Source organism: Gemmatimonadales bacterium, assembly GCA_036279355.1.
Classification (GTDB): Bacteria; Gemmatimonadota; Gemmatimonadetes; order Gemmatimonadales; family GWC2-71-9; genus DASQPE01.
The window spans coordinates 1-18,483 of sequence record DASUJH010000040.1; the positions used below are offsets into that span (position 1 = coordinate 1).

General features: G+C 69.4%; 13 protein-coding genes. 5 read left to right on the forward strand and 8 right to left on the reverse strand.

From position 1 onward, the window contains the following. Positions 1–528: 528 nt before the first annotated feature. The 6 genes from VFW66_10105 to VFW66_10130 all read right to left on the reverse strand — a co-directional run bounded on the left by VFW66_10105 (position 529) and on the right by VFW66_10130 (position 8,509). The gene (locus tag VFW66_10105) at positions 529–1,656 is read right to left on the reverse strand and encodes a hypothetical protein (protein ID HEX5387042.1); all 1,128 of its coding nucleotides are present in this window, start codon (positions 1,654–1,656) and stop codon (positions 529–531) included. Then, positions 1,656–2,780, reverse strand: coding sequence for a hypothetical protein (locus VFW66_10110; protein ID HEX5387043.1), 1,125 nt, complete (start codon positions 2,778–2,780; stop codon positions 1,656–1,658). Before VFW66_10110 ends, VFW66_10105 begins: the two co-directional genes overlap by 1 nt. Before the next feature lie 51 nt (positions 2,781–2,831). Then, the gene (locus VFW66_10115; GenBank protein HEX5387044.1) at positions 2,832–5,501 is read right to left on the reverse strand and encodes a DUF5916 domain-containing protein; all 2,670 of its coding nucleotides are present in this window, start codon (positions 5,499–5,501) and stop codon (positions 2,832–2,834) included. Between the two features lie 61 nt (positions 5,502–5,562). Beyond that, positions 5,563–7,236, reverse strand: a complete 1,674-nt coding sequence (locus tag VFW66_10120) for a HEAT repeat domain-containing protein (protein ID HEX5387045.1) — start codon at positions 7,234–7,236, stop codon at positions 5,563–5,565. Further along, positions 7,236–7,964, reverse strand: coding sequence for a hypothetical protein (locus tag VFW66_10125; protein ID HEX5387046.1), 729 nt, complete (start codon positions 7,962–7,964; stop codon positions 7,236–7,238). The genes VFW66_10120 and VFW66_10125 overlap by 1 nt, the downstream gene beginning before the upstream one ends. A gap of 11 nt (positions 7,965–7,975) precedes the next feature. Then, on the reverse strand, positions 7,976–8,509 hold the full coding sequence (locus tag VFW66_10130; GenBank protein ID HEX5387047.1) for a sigma-70 family RNA polymerase sigma factor: 534 nt from the start codon (positions 8,507–8,509) through the stop codon (positions 7,976–7,978). 524 nt (positions 8,510–9,033) lie between these two features. Between VFW66_10130 and gyrA the strand changes: the two genes are divergently transcribed. The 4 genes from gyrA (at position 9,034) to VFW66_10150 (ending at position 14,782) form a co-directional block, all read left to right on the forward strand. Next, positions 9,034–11,520: a DNA gyrase subunit A gene (gene gyrA / locus VFW66_10135; protein HEX5387048.1), complete on the forward strand. Its 2,487-nt coding sequence runs from the start codon at positions 9,034–9,036 to the stop codon at positions 11,518–11,520. Positions 11,521–11,615: 95 nt separating this feature from the next. After that, positions 11,616–13,046 carry a diguanylate cyclase gene (locus VFW66_10140; GenBank protein HEX5387049.1) on the forward strand — a complete coding sequence of 477 codons (1,431 nt, stop codon included), beginning with the start codon at positions 11,616–11,618 and terminating at the stop codon, positions 13,044–13,046. Further along, the gene (locus tag VFW66_10145) at positions 13,043–14,161 is read left to right on the forward strand and encodes a protein kinase (protein HEX5387050.1); all 1,119 of its coding nucleotides are present in this window, start codon (positions 13,043–13,045) and stop codon (positions 14,159–14,161) included. Before VFW66_10140 ends, VFW66_10145 begins: the two co-directional genes overlap by 4 nt. A gap of 120 nt (positions 14,162–14,281) precedes the next feature. Beyond that, positions 14,282–14,782, forward strand: coding sequence for a hypothetical protein (locus VFW66_10150; GenBank protein HEX5387051.1), 501 nt, complete (start codon positions 14,282–14,284; stop codon positions 14,780–14,782). On the opposite strand, the gene VFW66_10155 is transcribed toward VFW66_10150, so the two are convergent. Next, positions 14,731–15,894: an FAD-dependent oxidoreductase gene (locus tag VFW66_10155; GenBank protein ID HEX5387052.1), complete on the reverse strand. Its 1,164-nt coding sequence runs from the start codon at positions 15,892–15,894 to the stop codon at positions 14,731–14,733. The genes VFW66_10150 and VFW66_10155 overlap by 52 nt on opposite strands. 272 nt (positions 15,895–16,166) lie before the next feature. Here VFW66_10155 and hemA point away from each other — a divergent pair, with 272 nt between their 5' ends. Continuing rightward, on the forward strand, positions 16,167–17,369 hold the full coding sequence (hemA, locus tag VFW66_10160; GenBank protein HEX5387053.1) for a glutamyl-tRNA reductase: 1,203 nt from the start codon (positions 16,167–16,169) through the stop codon (positions 17,367–17,369). Positions 17,370–17,405: 36 nt separating this feature from the next. Here the strand turns inward: hemA and hemH are convergent, their stop codons facing one another. Next, positions 17,406–18,467 carry a ferrochelatase gene (gene hemH, locus VFW66_10165; GenBank protein HEX5387054.1) on the reverse strand — a complete coding sequence of 354 codons (1,062 nt, stop codon included), beginning with the start codon at positions 18,465–18,467 and terminating at the stop codon, positions 17,406–17,408. Between the last annotated feature and the right edge of the window lie 16 nt (positions 18,468–18,483).

Genomic DNA, 18,483 nt, shown 5'->3' on the forward strand with positions numbered 1-18,483 from the left:
CCGGAAGTACCGTGCTCCCTACAGTGTACGTCATCAAGCTCGGGAACAGCGGCTACGCGGTCAAGGACCCGAATCACCACGCTGGGCACTTCGACGTGGTGATGATCTTCGATCGACGCTGGAACCGAATCGGCGGCTGGACCGGTTAAGGGGCGGCTAGATTCGATCGGTCACACCTCACTTCTCGAATCCTAACGCGCCCGATTCTCGGCGACGCGTGTAACACTTAAACAAAGCAGTGGGCGTGACCTTCTCGCCTCAGGCTGGAGCACATAGACTGGGACTCTCCACCGCGGCCTGCGGGCCGAAGAGAGCCCACGAAGAAGCGCCGGTTCACCGAAGAGCAGATGGACTACAACACGGTCCGGCCCCACAGCAGCCTGGCAGACCGCACCCCGGCCGCCTTCGCCGACCACCGGCGATTGGTGCTCGTCACCCTGAGCGTAGCAGCCTAACTGCTCCAACGTCGGGGAGAAGGTCAGCTCGGATGAAAGCCCCTCCTGCACGCCGCTCGAATTCGCGTTCGCGCTACCCCGCCGTGAACCGCCCCACCGTCCGCCGCTCGCCGTCCTTGATGATGCCGTAGATCGCGCCGCCCTTGCCGAAGCCCGCGAGCGACACGCCGTCGGGCAGCGTCATCGCATGCTTCCACTTGGCGTCGGGCCCGTACACGTCGTACACCATCGGATCGTTGTCCGACGCCCGCGAGCGCTGCAGCCAGACATCCCCCTCGGGCGTCGCCATGCCGGACACGAACGGCGGCTTGTACTCCGCGAATGGCCAGACCAGGCGAAGGGTGTCGGGCAGCCCGTGCCCCCGGCCCTGCTCGCGCACCCGCGCGATCACCCGCGCCTTGTCCGCTTCGGTCACCGGAAGCTTCGTGTACGGCCGCGATTCGCCGTGGATCCACACCCCGCCAGGGCCGCGCCAGTCGATCCGATTCTCCCGCCCGCGCGCCACCCACACCCGCCCGTCCGGAAGCACGCCGAAGATGTCGTTCGGTGAGAAGATCTTGGGCACCTGCTGCACCTGGGTGCCGAATACCGCGTCGCCCTTCTCGGGCGCGGAAAGCTGCGCAACCGTATCCACCCGGCCGCTCGCGAACTGGATCCGTACCACAGGCACGCTGTCGGTGAGGACGCTATGCCCCGCGTCGGGGCCGCCCAGGATCGGGGTGAAGTCGGTCTTGTATCCGAACCCCTGGTGATCGTATATCAGCACCGGCGTGGGGCCGCCCACCGGCGGGATCGCGAGCACCGCGAGCGGCTGCGCGTGCTCATCCCAGAGCGTCGTGCGGATGGCCGCGTAGTCGACGAGCGCCACCGTGTCGCCCGCGAGATGCGCCACCCACCCGGGAAACTTGTACACCGAATCGGGCGCGCCCTGGGGGAGCGAATCCACCCGGGTGCCGACCGTGTCGAGCGCGCCGCTCTTGAAATCGGCGTTGAAGAAGAGGCGGTCGTGCGTGTCGGTGAAGGCGATGCGTCCGTCACCCAGCTCCACCACGTTGCTCACCTGCGCGAACGACGCCGGCAGCTTGGCCTCGAGCCGCACGTCCGGCTTGCCCGCTCCCGCGGCTTTGCCGCAGCCCGAGATACCGATCAGCGCGGCCGCGGCGACCACCGCCAGCGGCCCGATCCAGTTCACCTGCTTCATCAACTCTCTCCTCGGCTCACGATGTCGGCCGCCGGGGCCCCCACGGGCCGTGGCAGCACGAATTGCAACAGCCTCAACCCCGCGCTGTCCGCCTCGACCGCGAGCGCGTGCGCGGGGCCGGCCGCGAGAATACGACCATGGCCCGGCACCCGGATCTCGCGGACGAGCCGTCCCCGCCGGTCCACCACCTGATAGCGGCCGAGCGTATCGGTCACGGCCCGGCTCTTCTCCAGCCAGACCGCGCCGTCCGCCGAGGTGAACCCCGCGACAAACGGAGGTTTGATCGCGGCGAACGGAAGCTGCTCGGCCGTGCTCCGAAGCTCCGGCGGAAACGTGCGGGTAAAGAGCTCGCGGTCGGCGCGGGTCACCTCGAGGACGCGGTCCGGCAACGGGTCTCCCCGAATCATGGCGCCCGTCGGAAGGTGCCACTCGACCCGGTTCTCGTTCACCCGCGCGATCCAGACGGCTCCGTCCGGCTCGACGCCCCACACATCGGTGCCGCTCAATGCACGCCGCTCGAACCGGTGTCCGGCATCGCTCTCGACTTCGGCCACGTCCAGCGGCGCGAGCCGCGCCACCGTATCGATGCGCGCGAGATCGGGCGTGGTGCGCACGACGGCCGCCGAATCGCGCGCGCCGCTGCCGTCGGCGCCGGACGGCGCGATCATCAGCACGTAGAACCGACCCGCCCGGTCGCGCCCGCGCGGCAGCGCGCCGCGCGTGGCATCGGTGGCGCGCACGCTGCGGCCAAGCTGCCCGTCGCGAGTCCAGAGCGTCACCCGCCGGAGCCCCCAGTCGGAGACGCCGATCGAGTCGCCGGCCGTAAAGACGGCGAACGGGTTCTTGAGCGCGCTGGTATCGCGCCCGGCGAGCGGACGCACCGCGCGCGCGCCGAAGTCCGCCACCCCCACGAGACCGCTGCCCTCGGAGACGATGGCCCACCGGCCGGGAGCGAGCCACACCGCGCCCGCGGCATCGTGGAAGGTGGCCGTGAGCGTGTCCGCGGCCGGCGGCAGCTCGACCATGGGAACCGGCGCTCGCTTGTCGCACGCGACAGCCATTGCGACGAGCCCCAAGACGAGCCCGGCGCGCCGGCCGGCGGCGGAACGCGCTGGGAACAGCATGGGCGCAATGTAATGGGAGAGCGGCGGTACGGCGGCGGGCAGGCTGCGGCGCTACGGCCGCCACCAATACGAGACCTTCACCAGAAAGACGTTGTCCCCCGGGGACGAGAAAAGGCGGGAGAGGCCGTCTCCCACCCGGAATTCGCCGTTGGTGATCGTGTCCGAGCGGTTCTGCGTCCACACGAGATAGAGTGTTGAGCCGGGGCGGTACTCCCAGCGGAGCACGGCGTTCCCGCGGAGGGATGCGAGCGAAAAGTTGGGGTCGGCGAACTCGATCGGCGCAGCCCCGGGGTCGGCGGGCTGCACCACGATCGAGTCGGCAGCCGCCGGTGCCGGTGCGCCGGTCAGGGTGAACTGGTAACTCCGCGGCTGCGCCAGCTCCTTGTAGTTCCGGTACGCGCCGGACGAAAGCAGGGGCTGCGCGTAGAGCTCGAGGCTCAGACTCGGCGTGAAGATCCAGTTGAGGCGAAGGCTCGCGGAAAGCGTCTTCTGGTCGAGCGCGGCAAAGAGATAGCGGTGGCCGAAGGTCGCCGTGGCGCTCGCGTCGTCGAAGGTGCCGACGTACTGCGCGGTGGTCTGCAACCGCGCGAGCGTCGGGCCCACGCTCACCAGCAGCCGCGAACTCGGCCGCCAGTCGAGCGTGGGCCCGAAGCTCCAGCTCGACTGGCGATCCTGTGCGTATTCGTAGCCGTTGGCCGCTAGCCCGAAGACCCACGGCTTCCGCTGGTCGGACTGGAACGTCATGTCCCAATAGAAGCCCGGCGGATTCACGGTGAGCGGGCCGCCGCGGGTGCGCCGGGCGTTGAGCGAGCGCCGATCGTATCCCGCGTCCCACTGCCAGGTCGAGAAGTTGCGGAGCTCGAAGGTACCGCGGGTAAAGAATCCGGTGCCGGTGGGATTCCCGCCGAAGGTCCACGCACCGAACGTGGCGACGTCCAGGCGCGCGTTCTGGAACAGTGCACTTGGCCGCGTCCACCGATAGCCGGTGAGCAGGTGAGCATTTATCTCGTCGGCAAAGCTCTGGAAACCGAGGTCGTTGACCTCGAAACCCGGTGAGACCATGCCGAACGCCGAGTTGAACACCCAGTTGCCCTTCTGCTTGTTGATGGCGAGCCGGCCCGCGAATCCGGAGAGCGACCTGGCGGTGGAGTCGACCCCGAGATATCCGGCGTCGGGTCGCTGATAATAGTGCACCGAGCTCTCCTCGAGCGCGGCGATACGCGCTGCGGTGCCGCCCACCCGGGAGCCCCCCGCCCAGCCGGTGAGCACCCACTTGGCGCCGCGATCGAGCGTGATCCAGCCGTCGACGCCCCCGGTGAACGCCGTCCGGTCGAGCTCGTCGGGCAGCCGCGCGTCGGCAAAGCTCCGCGCCGTGGCTGTGCCCATAAAGCCGAGCCCTTGGCGCCCCTGCTGGAACTCCTTCTCCGCGCGCCACACGCCGTAATAGCTGAGCGGCTCGACCTCGGATCGCGACTGCACGCCGCCGGTGGACAGGGAGGCATACTCCGGCTTCGTAAGCGCGCTCAAGCCGCCAAGACTCCAGCTTCCGACTTTGCCGGTGAGCTTGGCCGCGCCCAGGATGTGGGTGCCGGATGGCATCGAGCTGTAATCGGCGTCCGGCAGGCTCCCCTCGGGTGCGCGGCCAATCCGGCGGCTGTAGAGATACTGCGGATTGTCCCAGTTGAAGCCCCAGAAGTCGTTCGCGCCGTCTGAGCCGAAGTTGAAGATGCTGGAGCCTTCGACGAAGAACGGCCGGCGCTCGGGATAGAACGTCTCGACGTCGGTGAGGTTGACGACGGCAGGATCCACCTCCACCTGGCCGAAGTCCGGGTTCACCGTCCCATCGAGCGTGAGGTTGCTACCGAGCCCGACCTTGAGATCGGCGCCGGCCCCCGGGCTCGCGCGAGTTCCATCGTTGAATGGATCGCCAGCCGTGTGGGACAGGTACTCGGCCTTGGCCGTGACGTATGGCATCACCTCGATGTGGGCCGGCGGCGCCACGTGCTCGATGCCCACGAGATCGGCGAAGCGCGAAACGAAACCGGCCGCGTCGGTCGGCTGCACCACGAGGTAATCGTCCTCGCTGCGCCGAGCGATGGTGCGCTTGAAGTTGATACCCCACACATAGGCGTCGCGCCGCTGAAAGCGGAGCTGCGAGTAGGGAATTCGGAGCTCGGCCGTCCAGCCGGCGGAGTCGCGGGCCGCATGGCCCTCCCACACCGCATCCCAGCTATCGTCGTTCCAGTCGTCGTTGTAGAGCGTGCCGTCGTACTGCGTGCCCGCCGCATTGATGCCGAAGTAGACGCCGGTGCGGCGGTCGTGGTACGGATCGAGATAGACCATGAACACGTCCGCGCTCGCCGTCCGGTCGCGCCGGGCGAGCAGCGCCACGACGGAGTCGGGCGCGGTATCGCGAAGCCTCGCGCCGATGTAGAGCGCGTCGTCATCGAAGAGCAGGCGAACGTCGGTGGGCTCGGTCGATGCGGCCCCCTCGTGCGGGCTCCGCTGGGTGAGCGCGGCCGCGGGCACGGCACCCGCCCAATCGGGCTCGTCGAGCCGGCCGTCGATCGTGATCGGGCCGCGGCGCCGGGTGGCGTGCACCTCTGCCGAGGCAGACGCCGCGGACGCGCCGCGGCTCGTCGAGGCGGAAGCCACCACGGAGTCGAATTGCGCGGCCTGGACCGGCGCCACGAAGGCGAGCAGGAGAGCGGGGACGATCATGAGCGCTCGCCTTAGATGGATCGGGGCGGCCAAGGGTTGCGCCGCGCCCGGCAGGCGCCCGCTACTGCTCCAGGATTTCCTGCAGGACGCTGGCGATGCGCGGGTCGTCCATCTGGCCGAGCCAGAACACGGCCTTCTTGCGCAGCTCGGGATCCGGATCGTGCTTCGCGATGTCAATCAGCTTGTCCGCCGCCGCGCTGTCGCCGCGTTGGGACAGGACGAAGATCACCTGACCGCGCAATTCGCGGCCCGCCTGCGGCGTGTAGATCGATGCGAGGTCGGCGGTGGAAGCGCCGCCCTGCTCCGCCCAGAAGAGCGCCTGCTTGCGCGACTCGAGGCTCTCGGCCGGGTTCCGAGCGATGCCGACGAGCCATTTGCCGCTCGCAGGCGTTCCGGTCTGCGAGACGGAGAAGAGCACCCGCTTCTTGAGCTCTTCGTTCTTGAGCCGGCCGTAGAGCGAGCGCAGGAACGCCGTGTTAGCCTCGCTGCCGCTCTGGCCCAGCCAGAAGATTGCGCGCTCCCGCGCGGCCTCGGGCACATCGTCGCGCCCCGCGTAGGTCTGGAGCGCCTTCTCCGCACGGGGCGAACCCTGCTGGGACAGCGCGAAGACCGCCTTCTCCTGGATCTCGGGGTCCTTCGTGGTGCGCAGGATCGAATCGAGCGCCGCCACCGAGCGATCGGTGTCCACCTGGGAGAGCCAGAACACCGCCTGCGCGCGCACCTCCGAATCGGGATCGGTGCGCGCGGCGCGCAGGAGTACGTCCACGGCGCCGCTGTCCTGACCTTGCGCCACGAGGAACAAGGCCTTCCGCCGGAGGCACACCGACGACGAATCCCGCCGGGCCAGCACCTTGTCGAGGATCGGTGCCGCGCGGGCCGGGTCCATCTGCTGCAGCGCGTTGAGTGCGGCGACCTTGATGTCGTCATCGTACTCGGCGCAGCGCGAGTCGCTGCCGAGCCCATTGATCACGACGGGCGGTCGGGGCGATCGCGGCGCCTTCGGCGCCTTCGGTGGTCGCGGGGCCCGAGGCGGCCGCGGAACAACGACTACCCCTGGCCCCATCGCGACCCCGGCGCGTCCGAGCTCGGAGGCCGCCTCTGCCATATCCGCCCTGGCCGCGGCCGTCGCTTCGGCCGCATTCTCGGCGCCTGCGGCCGCAGTCTCAGCGATGGTCCGCGCGGCCTCGGCGATTGACTGAGCGGCATCGGCATCGCCGCGCCGCGCGAGCTCGCCCTGGATGCGACGCTCGAGCGCCGCGGCGTCGCCGCGCGTTGCGGCTTTGGGGTAGGTGTCCCGCTGAGCTCGAAGCGAGCCGAGCGCCAGGTGGAGGTCGGACTGACCACCCAGGCGGTAGAGCGCAAACGCACGCCAGTAGAGCGCGTCGGCCGCGTAGCCCGACTTGGGGTAGCGCGCCACGATCCGCCCGAACTCGTCGGCGGCTCGGCGATAATCACGCGCGTTGAGCGCGGCGCGTCCCGCCCGGTAGAGCGTATCCGCCGGATCGCCTTGCAACCAGGGCGCCGGGGCCTCGCTCCGCGGCTCGGCCGCCTGCGGCGCTTCCGCCTGCGGCGCTTCCGCCTGCGGCTCCGCCACCCGGAGCGACGGGAGGAGCGCCGCCATGGTCGGCACACCGAGCGGCACCGGCATGTCCGCGGCGGCCCCGTGGGGTGCTCCGGGCGCAACCCCGAGTCCGATGGCGGCCGCCAATGCCGCGCTGCTCCAGGTCTGTCGCATTACAGCGCTCCTTGACTGAAGGTCGCGGCGGAGCCGGAAGGCACCGACGCCCTGAGACGCACCAGCATGCCGTCGCGCTCGAGCGCGGCGGTGATCGATTGGATGTCTTCGTGGCGACGCTGGGGCGAAAGCTCGGCGATCTGCGCCAGCACCAGCTCCACGTCCTGCAGGACCAGCTTGAGCTTGGGATCGTCCGCCGCGGGCGAGTCGAGCAGCAGCCGGTTCGTGGCGAGCAGTTGGCGCGCCGTGGCCGGAGCCAGGGCCAGCGGCTCATTGCGCCGCTCGTGGGCGGCGGCGCGGAAAAGCGTAAGGAACGCCTCCGCCTGGCCCAGGTGCTCGGCGGCCACGAGGCGATATGCGGTGCCTTCGCTCCGCGCGCGCGCGAGCGGAGCAGTGCCGTTCGCGCTCTTGGCCGCAGCGTCGTTCGCCGGCACGCCCGCGCCCGGCCGCGCGCTGCCTGGCAGCGCCGCCCCGCCGCCTACATGGACGGTGAGTCGCCCGATGCCTACGCCGAGCGCGAGCAGCGCGGCGATGCCGCTCACCCATGCGAGCCGGCGCACCCGCCCGCCGCCCGCTACCAGCACGCCGTGCGCCGAGGTGCGCGGCGCCATCCGGCGCCCGGCCTCGATGGCGCGCCACATCTCTTCGCGCGGCGCCGGCGGCGGCTCGTGGTACGTCGCGGCCAGCTTCCGGAGCTCGGGATCCAACGGATCGTCGGAGTCGAACATGGGCGTCCTCGTCAACCGGTCGCGAAATCGGCGAGCGCCTGGCGCAGCCGGGCGCGCGCCCGGAAGAGCTGCGCCTTCGAGGTGCCGGGACGGGTACCGAGAGCGCGGGCAATCTCCTCGTGGGTATAGCCCTCGACGTCGTGCATCACGAACACGGCGCGGTACCGCTCAGGCAGCGCGTCGATCGCCTGGTGCAGCCGGGCCTTGAGGTCCGGGTCCGGCGCGCGCTCCGCCAGGTCGGGCAACTCGGCCTGGTCCATCACGACCTCCCGCACCTCACGCCGCTTGGTCCGGCGCAGGCCATTGAGCCCTACCGATGTCGCGATCGCGCAGAGCCAGGTCGAGAGTGAGGACTCGCCGCGGAACTCGGCCAGCCGCGCGAAGGCTCGGATGAAGGTCTCCTGGGTGTAGTCCTGCGCACGATCCATGTCGCCCGCCAGCCGGTATACGAGGCGGAAGATCCGGTCCACGTATCGATCGTAGAGCTCGCGTTCGGCGCTCGCGTCTCCCGCCAGCACGCGCGCGATCAGGATGCGGTCGTCCACCGGGCTCCAAGGCGAGGGGTCGTCCGGCGTCTGCCCTCTGACACCGGCGGCCGGGAAAGGGTTGCGCGTAGTCGTACCGGGCTCAGCCGGGCCGCACCGCCTGCGCTCCGCTCTACGGGCAGCAACCCAATCGCGATTCAGTGCATCTCACTGCTCGTATGGATGACACTTCGACCGGGCACACGCCGCCGGATGCGCCTCCGATGCAGACGGAGCCGGCGCGCGGCGCTGGAGACATGATGATGCAGCAGGAAAGTCAGAGGTCGGTCTATCGCATGCTCGACGCGGACGGCCGCACGGTCGGCCGGATCGTCGACGCGACCGGCCAACCGCCGGTCGGGCGGGGTGCCGGAACGGTGCTCCTGAGGCCACCCCTGCCTGGGTCGGCGACAAGGGCGCAAGTCATTATTCCGCAATCGCTTCGATAGCAGCATCAGGATTGCCTCGCGGGGCCGGGCCCGAGTATATTTGTAGGTTCTCGGGCCGGACCTCCGGCTCGTCGTGTACCCTCGCCTCCGGCGCCCATGACCGCACCCAACTCGCGCGAACGCATCCTGCCCCGGCTCATCGAAGAGGAAATGCAGCAGTCGTTCATCAACTACTCGATGAGCGTCATCGTCTCCCGCGCCTTGCCGGACGTGCGTGACGGCCTGAAGCCGGTGCACCGCCGGATCCTTTACGCGATGAACGAGCTCGGCCTGGTGCCGGGCCGGGCGTACAAGAAGTCGGCGACGGTGGTCGGCGACGTGCTGGGCAAGTACCACCCGCACGGCGATGCGTCGGTTTACGACGCGCTCGTGCGCATGGTGCAAGAGTTCTCGCTGCGCTATCCGCTCATCGACGGCCAGGGCAACTTCGGCTCGGTTGACGGCGACCCCGCGGCGGCCTACCGATACACCGAGGCACGCCTCACGCGGGTCGCCATCGCGATGCTGGAGGACATCGACAAGAACACCGTCAACTTCCAGCCCAACTTCGACGACCGACTCCAGGAACCCACGGTCCTCCCGTCGAAGATCCCCAACCTCCTCGTCAACGGCTCGAGCGGCATCGCGGTGGGCATGGCCACCAACATTCCGCCGCACAACCTGCGCGAGGTGGCCAAGGCGGTCGAGATTCTGATCGACAACCCCGACGCGACCATCTCCGAGCTCAGGAAGGCGATCAAGGGTCCCGACTTCCCCACCGGCGCCTACATCTACGGCCGGGAGGGCATCAAGGACGCCTACGAGAACGGCCGCGGCCGCGTGGTCATGCGTGCCCGGGCGCAGATCGAGGAGAAGGAGTCGAGCGGCAAGTCGCAGATCGTGGTCACCGAGATCCCGTACCAGGTGAACAAGGAGAACCTGGTCAAGTCCATCGCCGAGATGGCGATGGCCAAGAAGATCGAGGGCATCTCGGGGGTGAACGACGAGTCGGACAAGGACGGCATGCGGATCGTGATCGAGCTCAAGCGCGACGCGATTCCCAACGTCGTGCTGAACCAGCTCTACAAGCACACCGCCATGCAGTCGACCTTCGGCGTCATCATGCTCGCCCTCGACCACGGCGCGCCCAAGGTGATGAACCTGAAGGAAATCCTCGGGCGCTTCGTCGAGCACCGGCACGAGATCGTGGTCCGCCGGACCCAGTTCGATCTCGAGGCGGCCGAGGCCCGCGAGCACATCCTCGAAGGGCTCAAGATCGCGGTCGATAACATCGACGACGTGGTCGCGATCATCCGGCAGTCGAAGGACGTGCCGGATGCTGATGCGCGGCTTCGCAAGCGGTTCGGCCTCTCCGAAAAGCAGAGCGACGCGATCCTCAACATGCGGCTCGCCAAGCTCACCGGGCTGGAGATCGAAAAGCTCGAGGCCGAGCTCAAGGAGGTGCGCGCCACGATCAAGGAGCTGAAGAGCATTCTCGCCTCGCGCCCCAAGCGGATGGCCATTCTCAAGGACGAGATGGCCGAGGTCGCCAAGGATTTCGGCGACGACCGCCGCACCGAGATCGTGGCCGACCAGGGCGAGTTCACGGTCGAGGATCTGATCGCCGAGGAAGATATGGTCATCACCATCTCCCACTCGGGCTACATCAAGCGGATTCCGGTCTCGACCTACAAGCGCCAACGGCGCGGCGGGCGCGGGCTCAACGGCGCCGACCTGAAGGAAAACGACTGGGTCGAGCACCTGTTCATCGCGAGCACGCACGACTACCTCATGTTCTTCACCACCCGGGGACAGGCGTACTGGCTCAAGGTGCACGAGATCCCGCAGGCGAGCCGCGCCGCGCGGGGCAAGCCGGTGGTGAACTGCGTCGCGATCAAGCCGGACGAGCAAATCGCGGCACTCGTGCCGGTGCGCGACTTCACCGAGGACAAGTGCCTCATCTTCGCCACCCGCGGCGGCACGGTGAAAAAGACGGTGCTCTCGGCCTACGGAAACGTCCGGACCAACGGCATCTGCGCCATCAACGTCGAGAAGGGCGACGAGCTGATCGATGTCCAGGTCTGCGATGCCAACAGCGACGTGATCCTCGGCACCCGGCAGGGCATGAGCATCCGGTTTCACCAGGGCGACGTGCGCGACATGGGCCGCGCCACGACCGGAGTGAAGGGCATCGAGCTGGACAAGGACGATGCGGTCATCGGCATGGTCGTCGTGCGGCGTGACGCCACGATCCTCGTCGTAAGCGAGAAGGGGTACGGCAAGCGGAGCGAACTCACCGAGTACCGGGTTCAGCGGCGGGGCGGGAAGGGGATCATCACCTTCAAGGTGACCGAAAAGACCGGCACCATCGTGGCACTCAAGGAAGTGATCCCCGAGGACGAGCTCATGATGATCACGCGCCACGGCATCATCATCCGCGTGCCGGTGAACGGCATTCGCGTCATCGGGCGCAACACCCAGGGGGTGCGGGTCATGCACCTCGATCCGGGCGACGCCGTGGTGGACGTGGCCCGCGTGGTGAAGGAAGACGAGACCGGGACCGAAGTGGTGGGCGACGTGGAGCCGGAGCCCGCCGCCGAGTGATGCGGCGGCGCGATCCGCGCTCGTACGACCGCCCCACGGCCTGACCGCCCGCCCGGCCTTCTGCCCAGGGCGGTGGATCGCGTACCTTTGACGCTATGAGCCCCGCACAGAAACTGCTGGTTGCCGACGACGACCCGGTCCTCTCCCGCACGCTCTGGTGGATTCTGCGGGAGAACGGCTACGACGTGACCACCGTGCCCGGCGGCGAAAACCTGCTGGAGCACCTCGCGGCCGAGTCGTACGACCTGCTGCTGCTCGACATCATGATGCCCAAGGTGGACGGGCTTCAGCTCCTCGAGCGGGTAAAGACCGACGAGCGATTCAAGGACCTCCCGGTCCTCATGATCTCGTCCATGCCGCCGGAGGAGGCCACCGTCCGCTCCTTCGGTCTCGGCGCCAGCGACTTCATCCCCAAGCCATTCAAGACCAAAGAGCTGCTGGCCCGGGTGCAGGCGCACCTCCGGGCGAGGCGCGAGTTGAGCGAAGCCCGCGCCGAGGCCCGCACCCGCTCCGAGATGGTGGACATCATGCAGGAGGTGGCCACCTCGCTCAAGCCGGACGAGATCTACGCGGTCCTGGTGCGCCGGGTGGCACAGGCGCTCAACATCTCGCGTTGCTCGATCATCCTCGCCGGTCCGGGCGAAGGGGGCGCCACGGTCGTCGGCGCCTACGAAAATCCGATGCTGCGAAACCTTCCGGTGGACCTCCGGCGGTACCCGGAGATCCGGCAATGCCTGGAGACCGGCGAGGTGGTGCTCGCGCGGGATGTCTGCACCGACCCGCTGTATCGCGAGGTGCGTGACGCGTGGGAGGCCGAGGGGCAGCGCGTGCCGACCCGCTCGGCCATCTGCATCCGCTTTCCGCTCAAAGGCCAGCCGGCCGGCGTCTTCTTCCTCCGCACCACGGGTGATGACTCGCCACTCACCGAATCCGATCTCGAGTTCGCCGAGCAGGTGATCCGCTCCGCGGTGACCGCGCTGGAAACGGCGTACGATCTGGAGCACGCCGTCGCCGGCCAGGAGGAGATGCGGCAGCTCGCCGAGACCGATCCGCTCACGGCGGTCTACAACCGCCGCGCGCTCATGGAGAAGCTCGAGCAGGAAATGGATCGCGCGGCCCGATACGCCACGCGGCTCACCTGCATGATGATCGACATCGACAACTTCAAGCAGATCAACGACAGCCACGGGCACCTGGTGGGCGACAAGGTGCTGCGGCAGCTCGCGGCGCTGCTCCGCCGCGAGCAGCGCTCGGTGGACATCGTGGCGCGCTATGGCGGCGAGGAGTTCGTGGTCCTGCTGCCGGAGACCACGGTGGCCGAGTCGCGCAACTTTGCCGAGCGCATCCTCAAGCGGGTGGCCACGCACGATTTTGGCGAGGCGGGGCGGGCGGTGCGGGTCACCATCAGCATCGGACTCGCGTCCTTCCCCGACGAGCGCATCTCGGATGGCCAGTCACTCCTCAAATTGGCCGACAACCACCTCTACCGCGCCAAGAACGACGGCCGCAATCGGTTCCGCGATTGAAGAATCGCCGCTGCCCGCGGTGTCACGCCCACTACGCTTCACCCGCCCGCTTCTGCACCCGCGACGGCACGCCGCTGGTCGAAGTGGACGCCGGCGCCGGGCCCCGCCCCGCATCGCGTGTCCCGCCTGAACAGGAGGCCGGGGGCGCACTGGACGGCGGGGCCGAATCGTCGGCCGGAGCCGGTCCTGGCGCGCGCGCCGACGCGATCTACACCAGCCTCACCGGGCAGGTGCTCGACGGCCGCTATCAGATAACCCGGCGCCTGGGCGAGGGCGGGATGTCGTACGTCTATCTGGCCCAAGCCATCGGGGACGGACGGGCAGTCGCGGTCAAGGTGTTGACGCCCCGGCTCTCGCGGGACCCCGGCTCGGTCGAGCGACTTCGGCGGGAAGCCTCGATCGCGATGCGGCTCGATCACCCGAACGTCTGCCCCATTCTCCGCGTCGGCGAGACGCCCGATGGTCTGCTCTATCTCGTCATGCCGTACCTCGAGGGCGAGGCGCTGAGCGACGTCGAGACCCGCCGCGGACCACTCTCGCCCGCCGAAGGGATTCCGCTGTTGGTCCAGATGTGCCGGGGCCTTCAACACGCCCACGAGCTGCAGATCGTCCATCGCGATCTCAAGCCGGAGAACATCATGCTGGTGCCGGACCGGGCGGCGGCCGAGCAGCCGGGTGCGGCGCTCCGCACCCGCGCGGTGGTCATGGACTTCGGGCTCGCCAAGGAGCGGCGCGCCGGCCCCGAGGTCGTCAAGCTCACGGCGACCGGGATCGTGCTCGGCACCCCGGAGTTCATGAGTCCCGAGCAGATCCGGGGCAAGCCGCTCGACGGGCGCAGCGACGTCTACTCGCTCGGCGTGCTCGCGTTCGAGATGTTCACCGGACGCTTGCCCTTTTCGGGCAAGACGGCGCAGGAAGCGATGCTCGCCCGGCTCAAGGGCGGGCCGCAGCGGCTCCGCGCCGTACGCCCCGAGCTCCCCTCCAAGCTCGACGCCATCATCGCGCGCGCGCTCGAGATCCGCCCTGACGACCGCTATGCCTCAATGAACGAGATGTCCGACGCGCTGGCCGGCGCGGGCAGCACCGGCGTGTTCGCGCGGATCTTCGGCCGCTAGGTCGGCGCACCGCGGGGCGCCAGCGCGCCCGTGACGGCCGACACCGCCCCTCGCCCCTCCGCAACGTTCAATTGACCCGGCGTACCGCCCGCCCCGACTCCCACCGTGAGGTCCCGGATCATGCGCGTCCACCAGTTCCCACTCGCGACGCTGCTGGCTGCGGCCATCGCGCTTCCCGCCTGCGGCAGCAAGCCCTCGCCCGATGCCAACCCGGCGGGGACGGCGTCCGTCTACTCGTCGCACGGCGACAGCGGAGCCAGGCAAAATGGTATCGCGCAGACCGCGACCGGTTCCGAGCTCGAGGCGCCGGCGCGGCTCCGCGGCTTCGTTCCCCGGATCGATGCGATGGCACAGGAGCCGCTCGACCGCTTCAACAAGAACCTGACCGCCTACAAGAACACGTTGGGCGATGTGGTGAAAGCGATGGCTTCGGATCGGACCCGGCTGGGCCTGCCGGGCACCGGTACCTTCAGTGAACTAAGCGATTCGATGCTGAACGAGATCGGCGGCGGTACCGGTTTCGCGCCGCCGATGAGCGACGCGCAGCGCCAGCGGCTGATCGGCCAGCTTCACCGGCTGATCGGGATGTACGAGTCGGACGTGGGGAGGGCGAGCCGCTGAAACCGCCGCATGAATCGCCGATCGATGCGATCCTTGAGTCGCATCGCCCAGCGGGCCCTGAGCGCGAGCGGGCCGTACGAGAGAATGGCCCGCCCATCGCCGGTGTTGAAGAGCGCGAGAAAGCGGTGCTGCGGGGAGTAGGATCGCGAGGGGTCACGTCCGTGGCATGCGGCGGCGAGGTTGTCGCGGAGCACCGGGCCTTCGCGCACGGCGTATACGCCGGCCTTGGGGGTCGCCGGGTACGCGGCGAGCGTGGCGGCGTCGCCGGCGGCGAAGATGCGTGGGTCCGAGAGGGAGCGGAGCCGGTCGTCGACCAGAAGAAATCCGCGCGCATCGGTCTCGAGCGCGGAGGCGCGGAGCAGGTCGCTCGGGCCCGCGCCCGCCGCCCAGACCAGCAGATGCATCGGGACCGTGCTGCCATCGGCCAACGTTGCCCCGCGGCCATCGACCGCGTGGACTTGGGCGCCGAGCTTGAGCTCGATGCCGTTGAGCGCGAGGGCTCGACGCACCTTCCGCCGCGCCGCCGGCGCACGGTCGGGCACCACCTCGGAGCCCGATTCCAGCAGCGCCACCCGCGCCGATGCGGCCGCAGAAAGCGTCCGGAGCCGCGCCCGGAGTGCCAGAGCCACCTCGGCGCCCGCGGCGCCGCCGCCCACCACGACCACGCGCAAGGCACTGCCGTGCTCGGCCGCTGCTTGCTCGAGGGCCGGCACGATCACTTCCGCGCGATCGATGGGCTTTACGACGAGCGCGTGCTCCCGCACGCCGGGGAGATCGGTGCCGCGCACGGTCGAGCCGGTGGCGACCGACAGAAGATCGTAGCCGATGCGGCGACCGTCCTCGAGCTCGACCTCGCGCTCGGCGGGCAGGATCCGCCGCGCACGGCTGCAGACAAACGTCACGCCCGCCCGCGCCGTGGTCGCCTCGAGGTCGAACGACAGCTCTTCCGTCCGATATCGGCCGCCGATCAACCCCGGCACCATCCCGGAGTACGCCTGGTGGCGCACCGGCGAGACCAGCGTCGCGTCGACCGGACCGAACAATCCGCGGGCAAGGCCCTCGAGCACGAAGAGGTGCGCATGGCCGCCGCCGAGCAGCACAAGACGGGTCATGGGGTTCCAGTCACCTCGAATGAACCGTTACCGACAGCGAGTCCGAATATGCCGACGAACCCGCGAAAGGGCAGACCGAAGTCTCCGCGCCCCGCCCCCCAGGATCCGGACCGGCGCACGACAAGCCAGCCGCCGCCAGAGAAGGACCCGGCCGAGGAGGGCTCCTCGGGCCGGGTGCCGCGTCCGCCGGAGCCGTCCCCGTAAGATTACGGAGGTGGATCTCCGCGCCTGCGCGGATTGCGGCAGCACGCGGCCTGCTCTAGCGTTGATCCGTGCCCACCGCGCTACAGCTCCAGCTTGCCGGCATCAGCCATCACACGGCCGACGTGGGCCTCCGGGAGCGGCTTTCGCTCGAACCGGAGGCGATTGCCGCGTGGCTCGCGCGCGAGCGCGACGCCGGGCGGCCCAGCGTGGTCCTCGCGACCTGCAACCGCGTCGAGCTCTACTGGTGGGGCGACGCGGAGGAGCGCCGGCTGCACGTGCTCGCGGCCGAGCGGGGCGTCGCGCTGCCACCACCGGCGAGCTACGAGCTGAGCGGTACCCAGACCGTGCGGCACCTCTTCCGGGTCGCAGCGGGGCTCGACTCCCAGGTGTTCGGCGAGCGCGAGATCCTGGGCCAGGTGCGGCGCGCGCACGAGCTCGCCCGCGCGGCCGGCGCCACCAACTGGCAGATCGACGCGGCGTTCTGCGCCGCGCTCACGGCCGGGCGCCGCACTCGGCACGAAACCACGCTGGGCCTCCACCCGGCGTCGGTGAGCAGCGCTGCGCTTTCGCACGCGCGGCTCTGCTGGGGAGGCTCGCTCGCGGGGCGCGCCGTGCTCGTGCTCGGCGCGGGCGAGGCGGCCGAGGGCGTGCTCCGCGCACTCGAGGATGAGCCGGGCGGCTCGGCCATCGTCGTGAATCACCACGACGACCGCGCCAGCGCGCTCGCCGCGACGAGCGACGTGGCGGCCAGCGCGCACTGGGATGAATTGCCCGCTGCGCTCGCCGATGCCGACGTCGTGGTCACGGCGACGGCGTCGCCGCATCCCGTCCTCTCGGCCGCGGCGCTCGAGGCGGCCGTGGCGGCGCGCGCGGGGCGTCCGATCGTGGTGCTCGATCTGGCCGTGCCCCGCAATGTCGAATCCCTCGCCCGCGACGTGCCGGGCGTGCGGCTGTTCGATCTCGACGATCTCCGCATGCAGCACTGCCCCGTCACCGCAAGCACGTCGCCCGCGCTCGACGCCGCCGAAGAGATTCTGCGGCAGGAGCTGGTGCAGTTCCGCCGGCTGCTCCGAAATCGCGCCGCCGCGCCGCACCTGGCCGAGCTGCACCGGCTCGGCGCGCGGCTTGCCGCCGAAGAAGCAGAGCGCGCGCTGGCCGAGCTGCCGTCGCTCACCGAGCGCGAGCAGGAGGTACTGCGCCGGATGACGAGCCGGCTCGTCCGGCGGCTGCTCTACCCTGCCAGCAAGGCAATCCGCGAGCGCGAAGGCTGACGCAGCAGCGACGCCGCCTCGCGCGCGGCGGGTGCATCATCCGATGGGCCGCAGCACCTTCCGACATTGTGGATTGGTACATCCCGCGCACGTCGTCGCGTACTGCGAGCCGTACGGTCGTCCGGACGCGAGATGCTCCCGCACCAGGTCCGCCATCGCATCGAGGAAACGCGGCCGGTCGTTGAGCGCGGGCGCGCGGTGAAAGTGGGTGATGCCGCACTCCCGCGCCAGGTGGCCGTACTCGCGGTCCAGCTCGGAGAGCGTCTCGATGTGATCGCTGGTGAACGCGATCGGCACCACGAGCACGTGCCGGTGGCCCCGTGCGGCGAGCAGCTCGATCGTGCGCTCCGTGCTCGGCCCCAGCCACTTCACCGGTCCCACCTCCGACTGATACGCCAGCACGAAGGGGTGGGAGAATCCGAGCGCCTCCATCACCCGCTGCACGCTGGCCCCGACCTCCTGCGGATACGAGTCGCCGCGGTGAATCACGCTCATCGGCAGCGAATGCGCGCTGAAGAGGATGAGCACCTTGCCCCGATCCTCCTCGGCAAACCGCGCAAGGCCCTCGCGCACCGTTTCCGCCATCGCGGCGATGAACCCCTCATGCACCGGCCAGCGATCGATGATGCTCCAGCGGAAGGCGTTCTCGAGCCCGAGGCGCGCCGAGGCGCGCCACAGCTCGTTGAGACTCGACCCGGTGGTGGTGCAGGACCACTGCGGATACTGGGTAAACGCAACGGCGCGCTCCACCCCATCCGCCCGCATGGCGCGGAGGGCGTCCTCACTGAATGGCGTCGTGTAGCGGAAGGCGATGTAGAAGCGATGCGGCGCCGTGGCCGGCGAGAGGCGGTCGAGCCGCTCCACCATGCCGCGCCCCTGCGACTCGGTCCAGCGCCGAATCGGTGAGCCGCCGCCGATGGCCTCGTAGAGTCCGCGCACCTTGGGCGCCCGGCGCTTCGCGATGAATGGTCCAAGGAATCGCTGGAACGGAAGCTGGATGATCTCACGATCCTCGAAGAGGCGGAGCAGGAACGGCTCGACGGCGTCGAGTGTCGCGGGGCCGCCCAGATTGAGCATGACGATGCCGGTTGGTGCCATGATGCGTTGGTTGGGG

What these genes read in the sequence shown, in the direction of transcription:
- VFW66_10140 (HEX5387049.1), top strand. Translation starts at nt 11,616, where the DNA reads ATGAGCCCCGCACAGAAACTGCTGGTTGCCGACGACGACCCGGTCCTC.
- VFW66_10110 (HEX5387043.1), bottom strand. Translation starts at nt 2,780, where the DNA reads ATGCTGTTCCCAGCGCGTTCCGCCGCCGGCCGGCGCGCCGGGCTCGTC.
- VFW66_10125 (HEX5387046.1), bottom strand. Translation starts at nt 7,964, where the DNA reads ATGTTCGACTCCGACGATCCGTTGGATCCCGAGCTCCGGAAGCTGGCC.
- VFW66_10150 (HEX5387051.1), top strand. Translation starts at nt 14,282, where the DNA reads ATGCGCGTCCACCAGTTCCCACTCGCGACGCTGCTGGCTGCGGCCATC.
- VFW66_10120 (HEX5387045.1), bottom strand. Translation starts at nt 7,236, where the DNA reads ATGCGACAGACCTGGAGCAGCGCGGCATTGGCGGCCGCCATCGGACTC.
- VFW66_10105 (HEX5387042.1), bottom strand. Translation starts at nt 1,656, where the DNA reads ATGAAGCAGGTGAACTGGATCGGGCCGCTGGCGGTGGTCGCCGCGGCC.
- hemH (HEX5387054.1), bottom strand. Translation starts at nt 18,467, where the DNA reads ATGGCACCAACCGGCATCGTCATGCTCAATCTGGGCGGCCCCGCGACA.
- gyrA (HEX5387048.1), top strand. Translation starts at nt 9,034, where the DNA reads ATGACCGCACCCAACTCGCGCGAACGCATCCTGCCCCGGCTCATCGAA.
- VFW66_10155 (HEX5387052.1), bottom strand. Translation starts at nt 15,894, where the DNA reads ATGACCCGTCTTGTGCTGCTCGGCGGCGGCCATGCGCACCTCTTCGTG.
- VFW66_10115 (HEX5387044.1), bottom strand. Translation starts at nt 5,501, where the DNA reads ATGATCGTCCCCGCTCTCCTGCTCGCCTTCGTGGCGCCGGTCCAGGCC.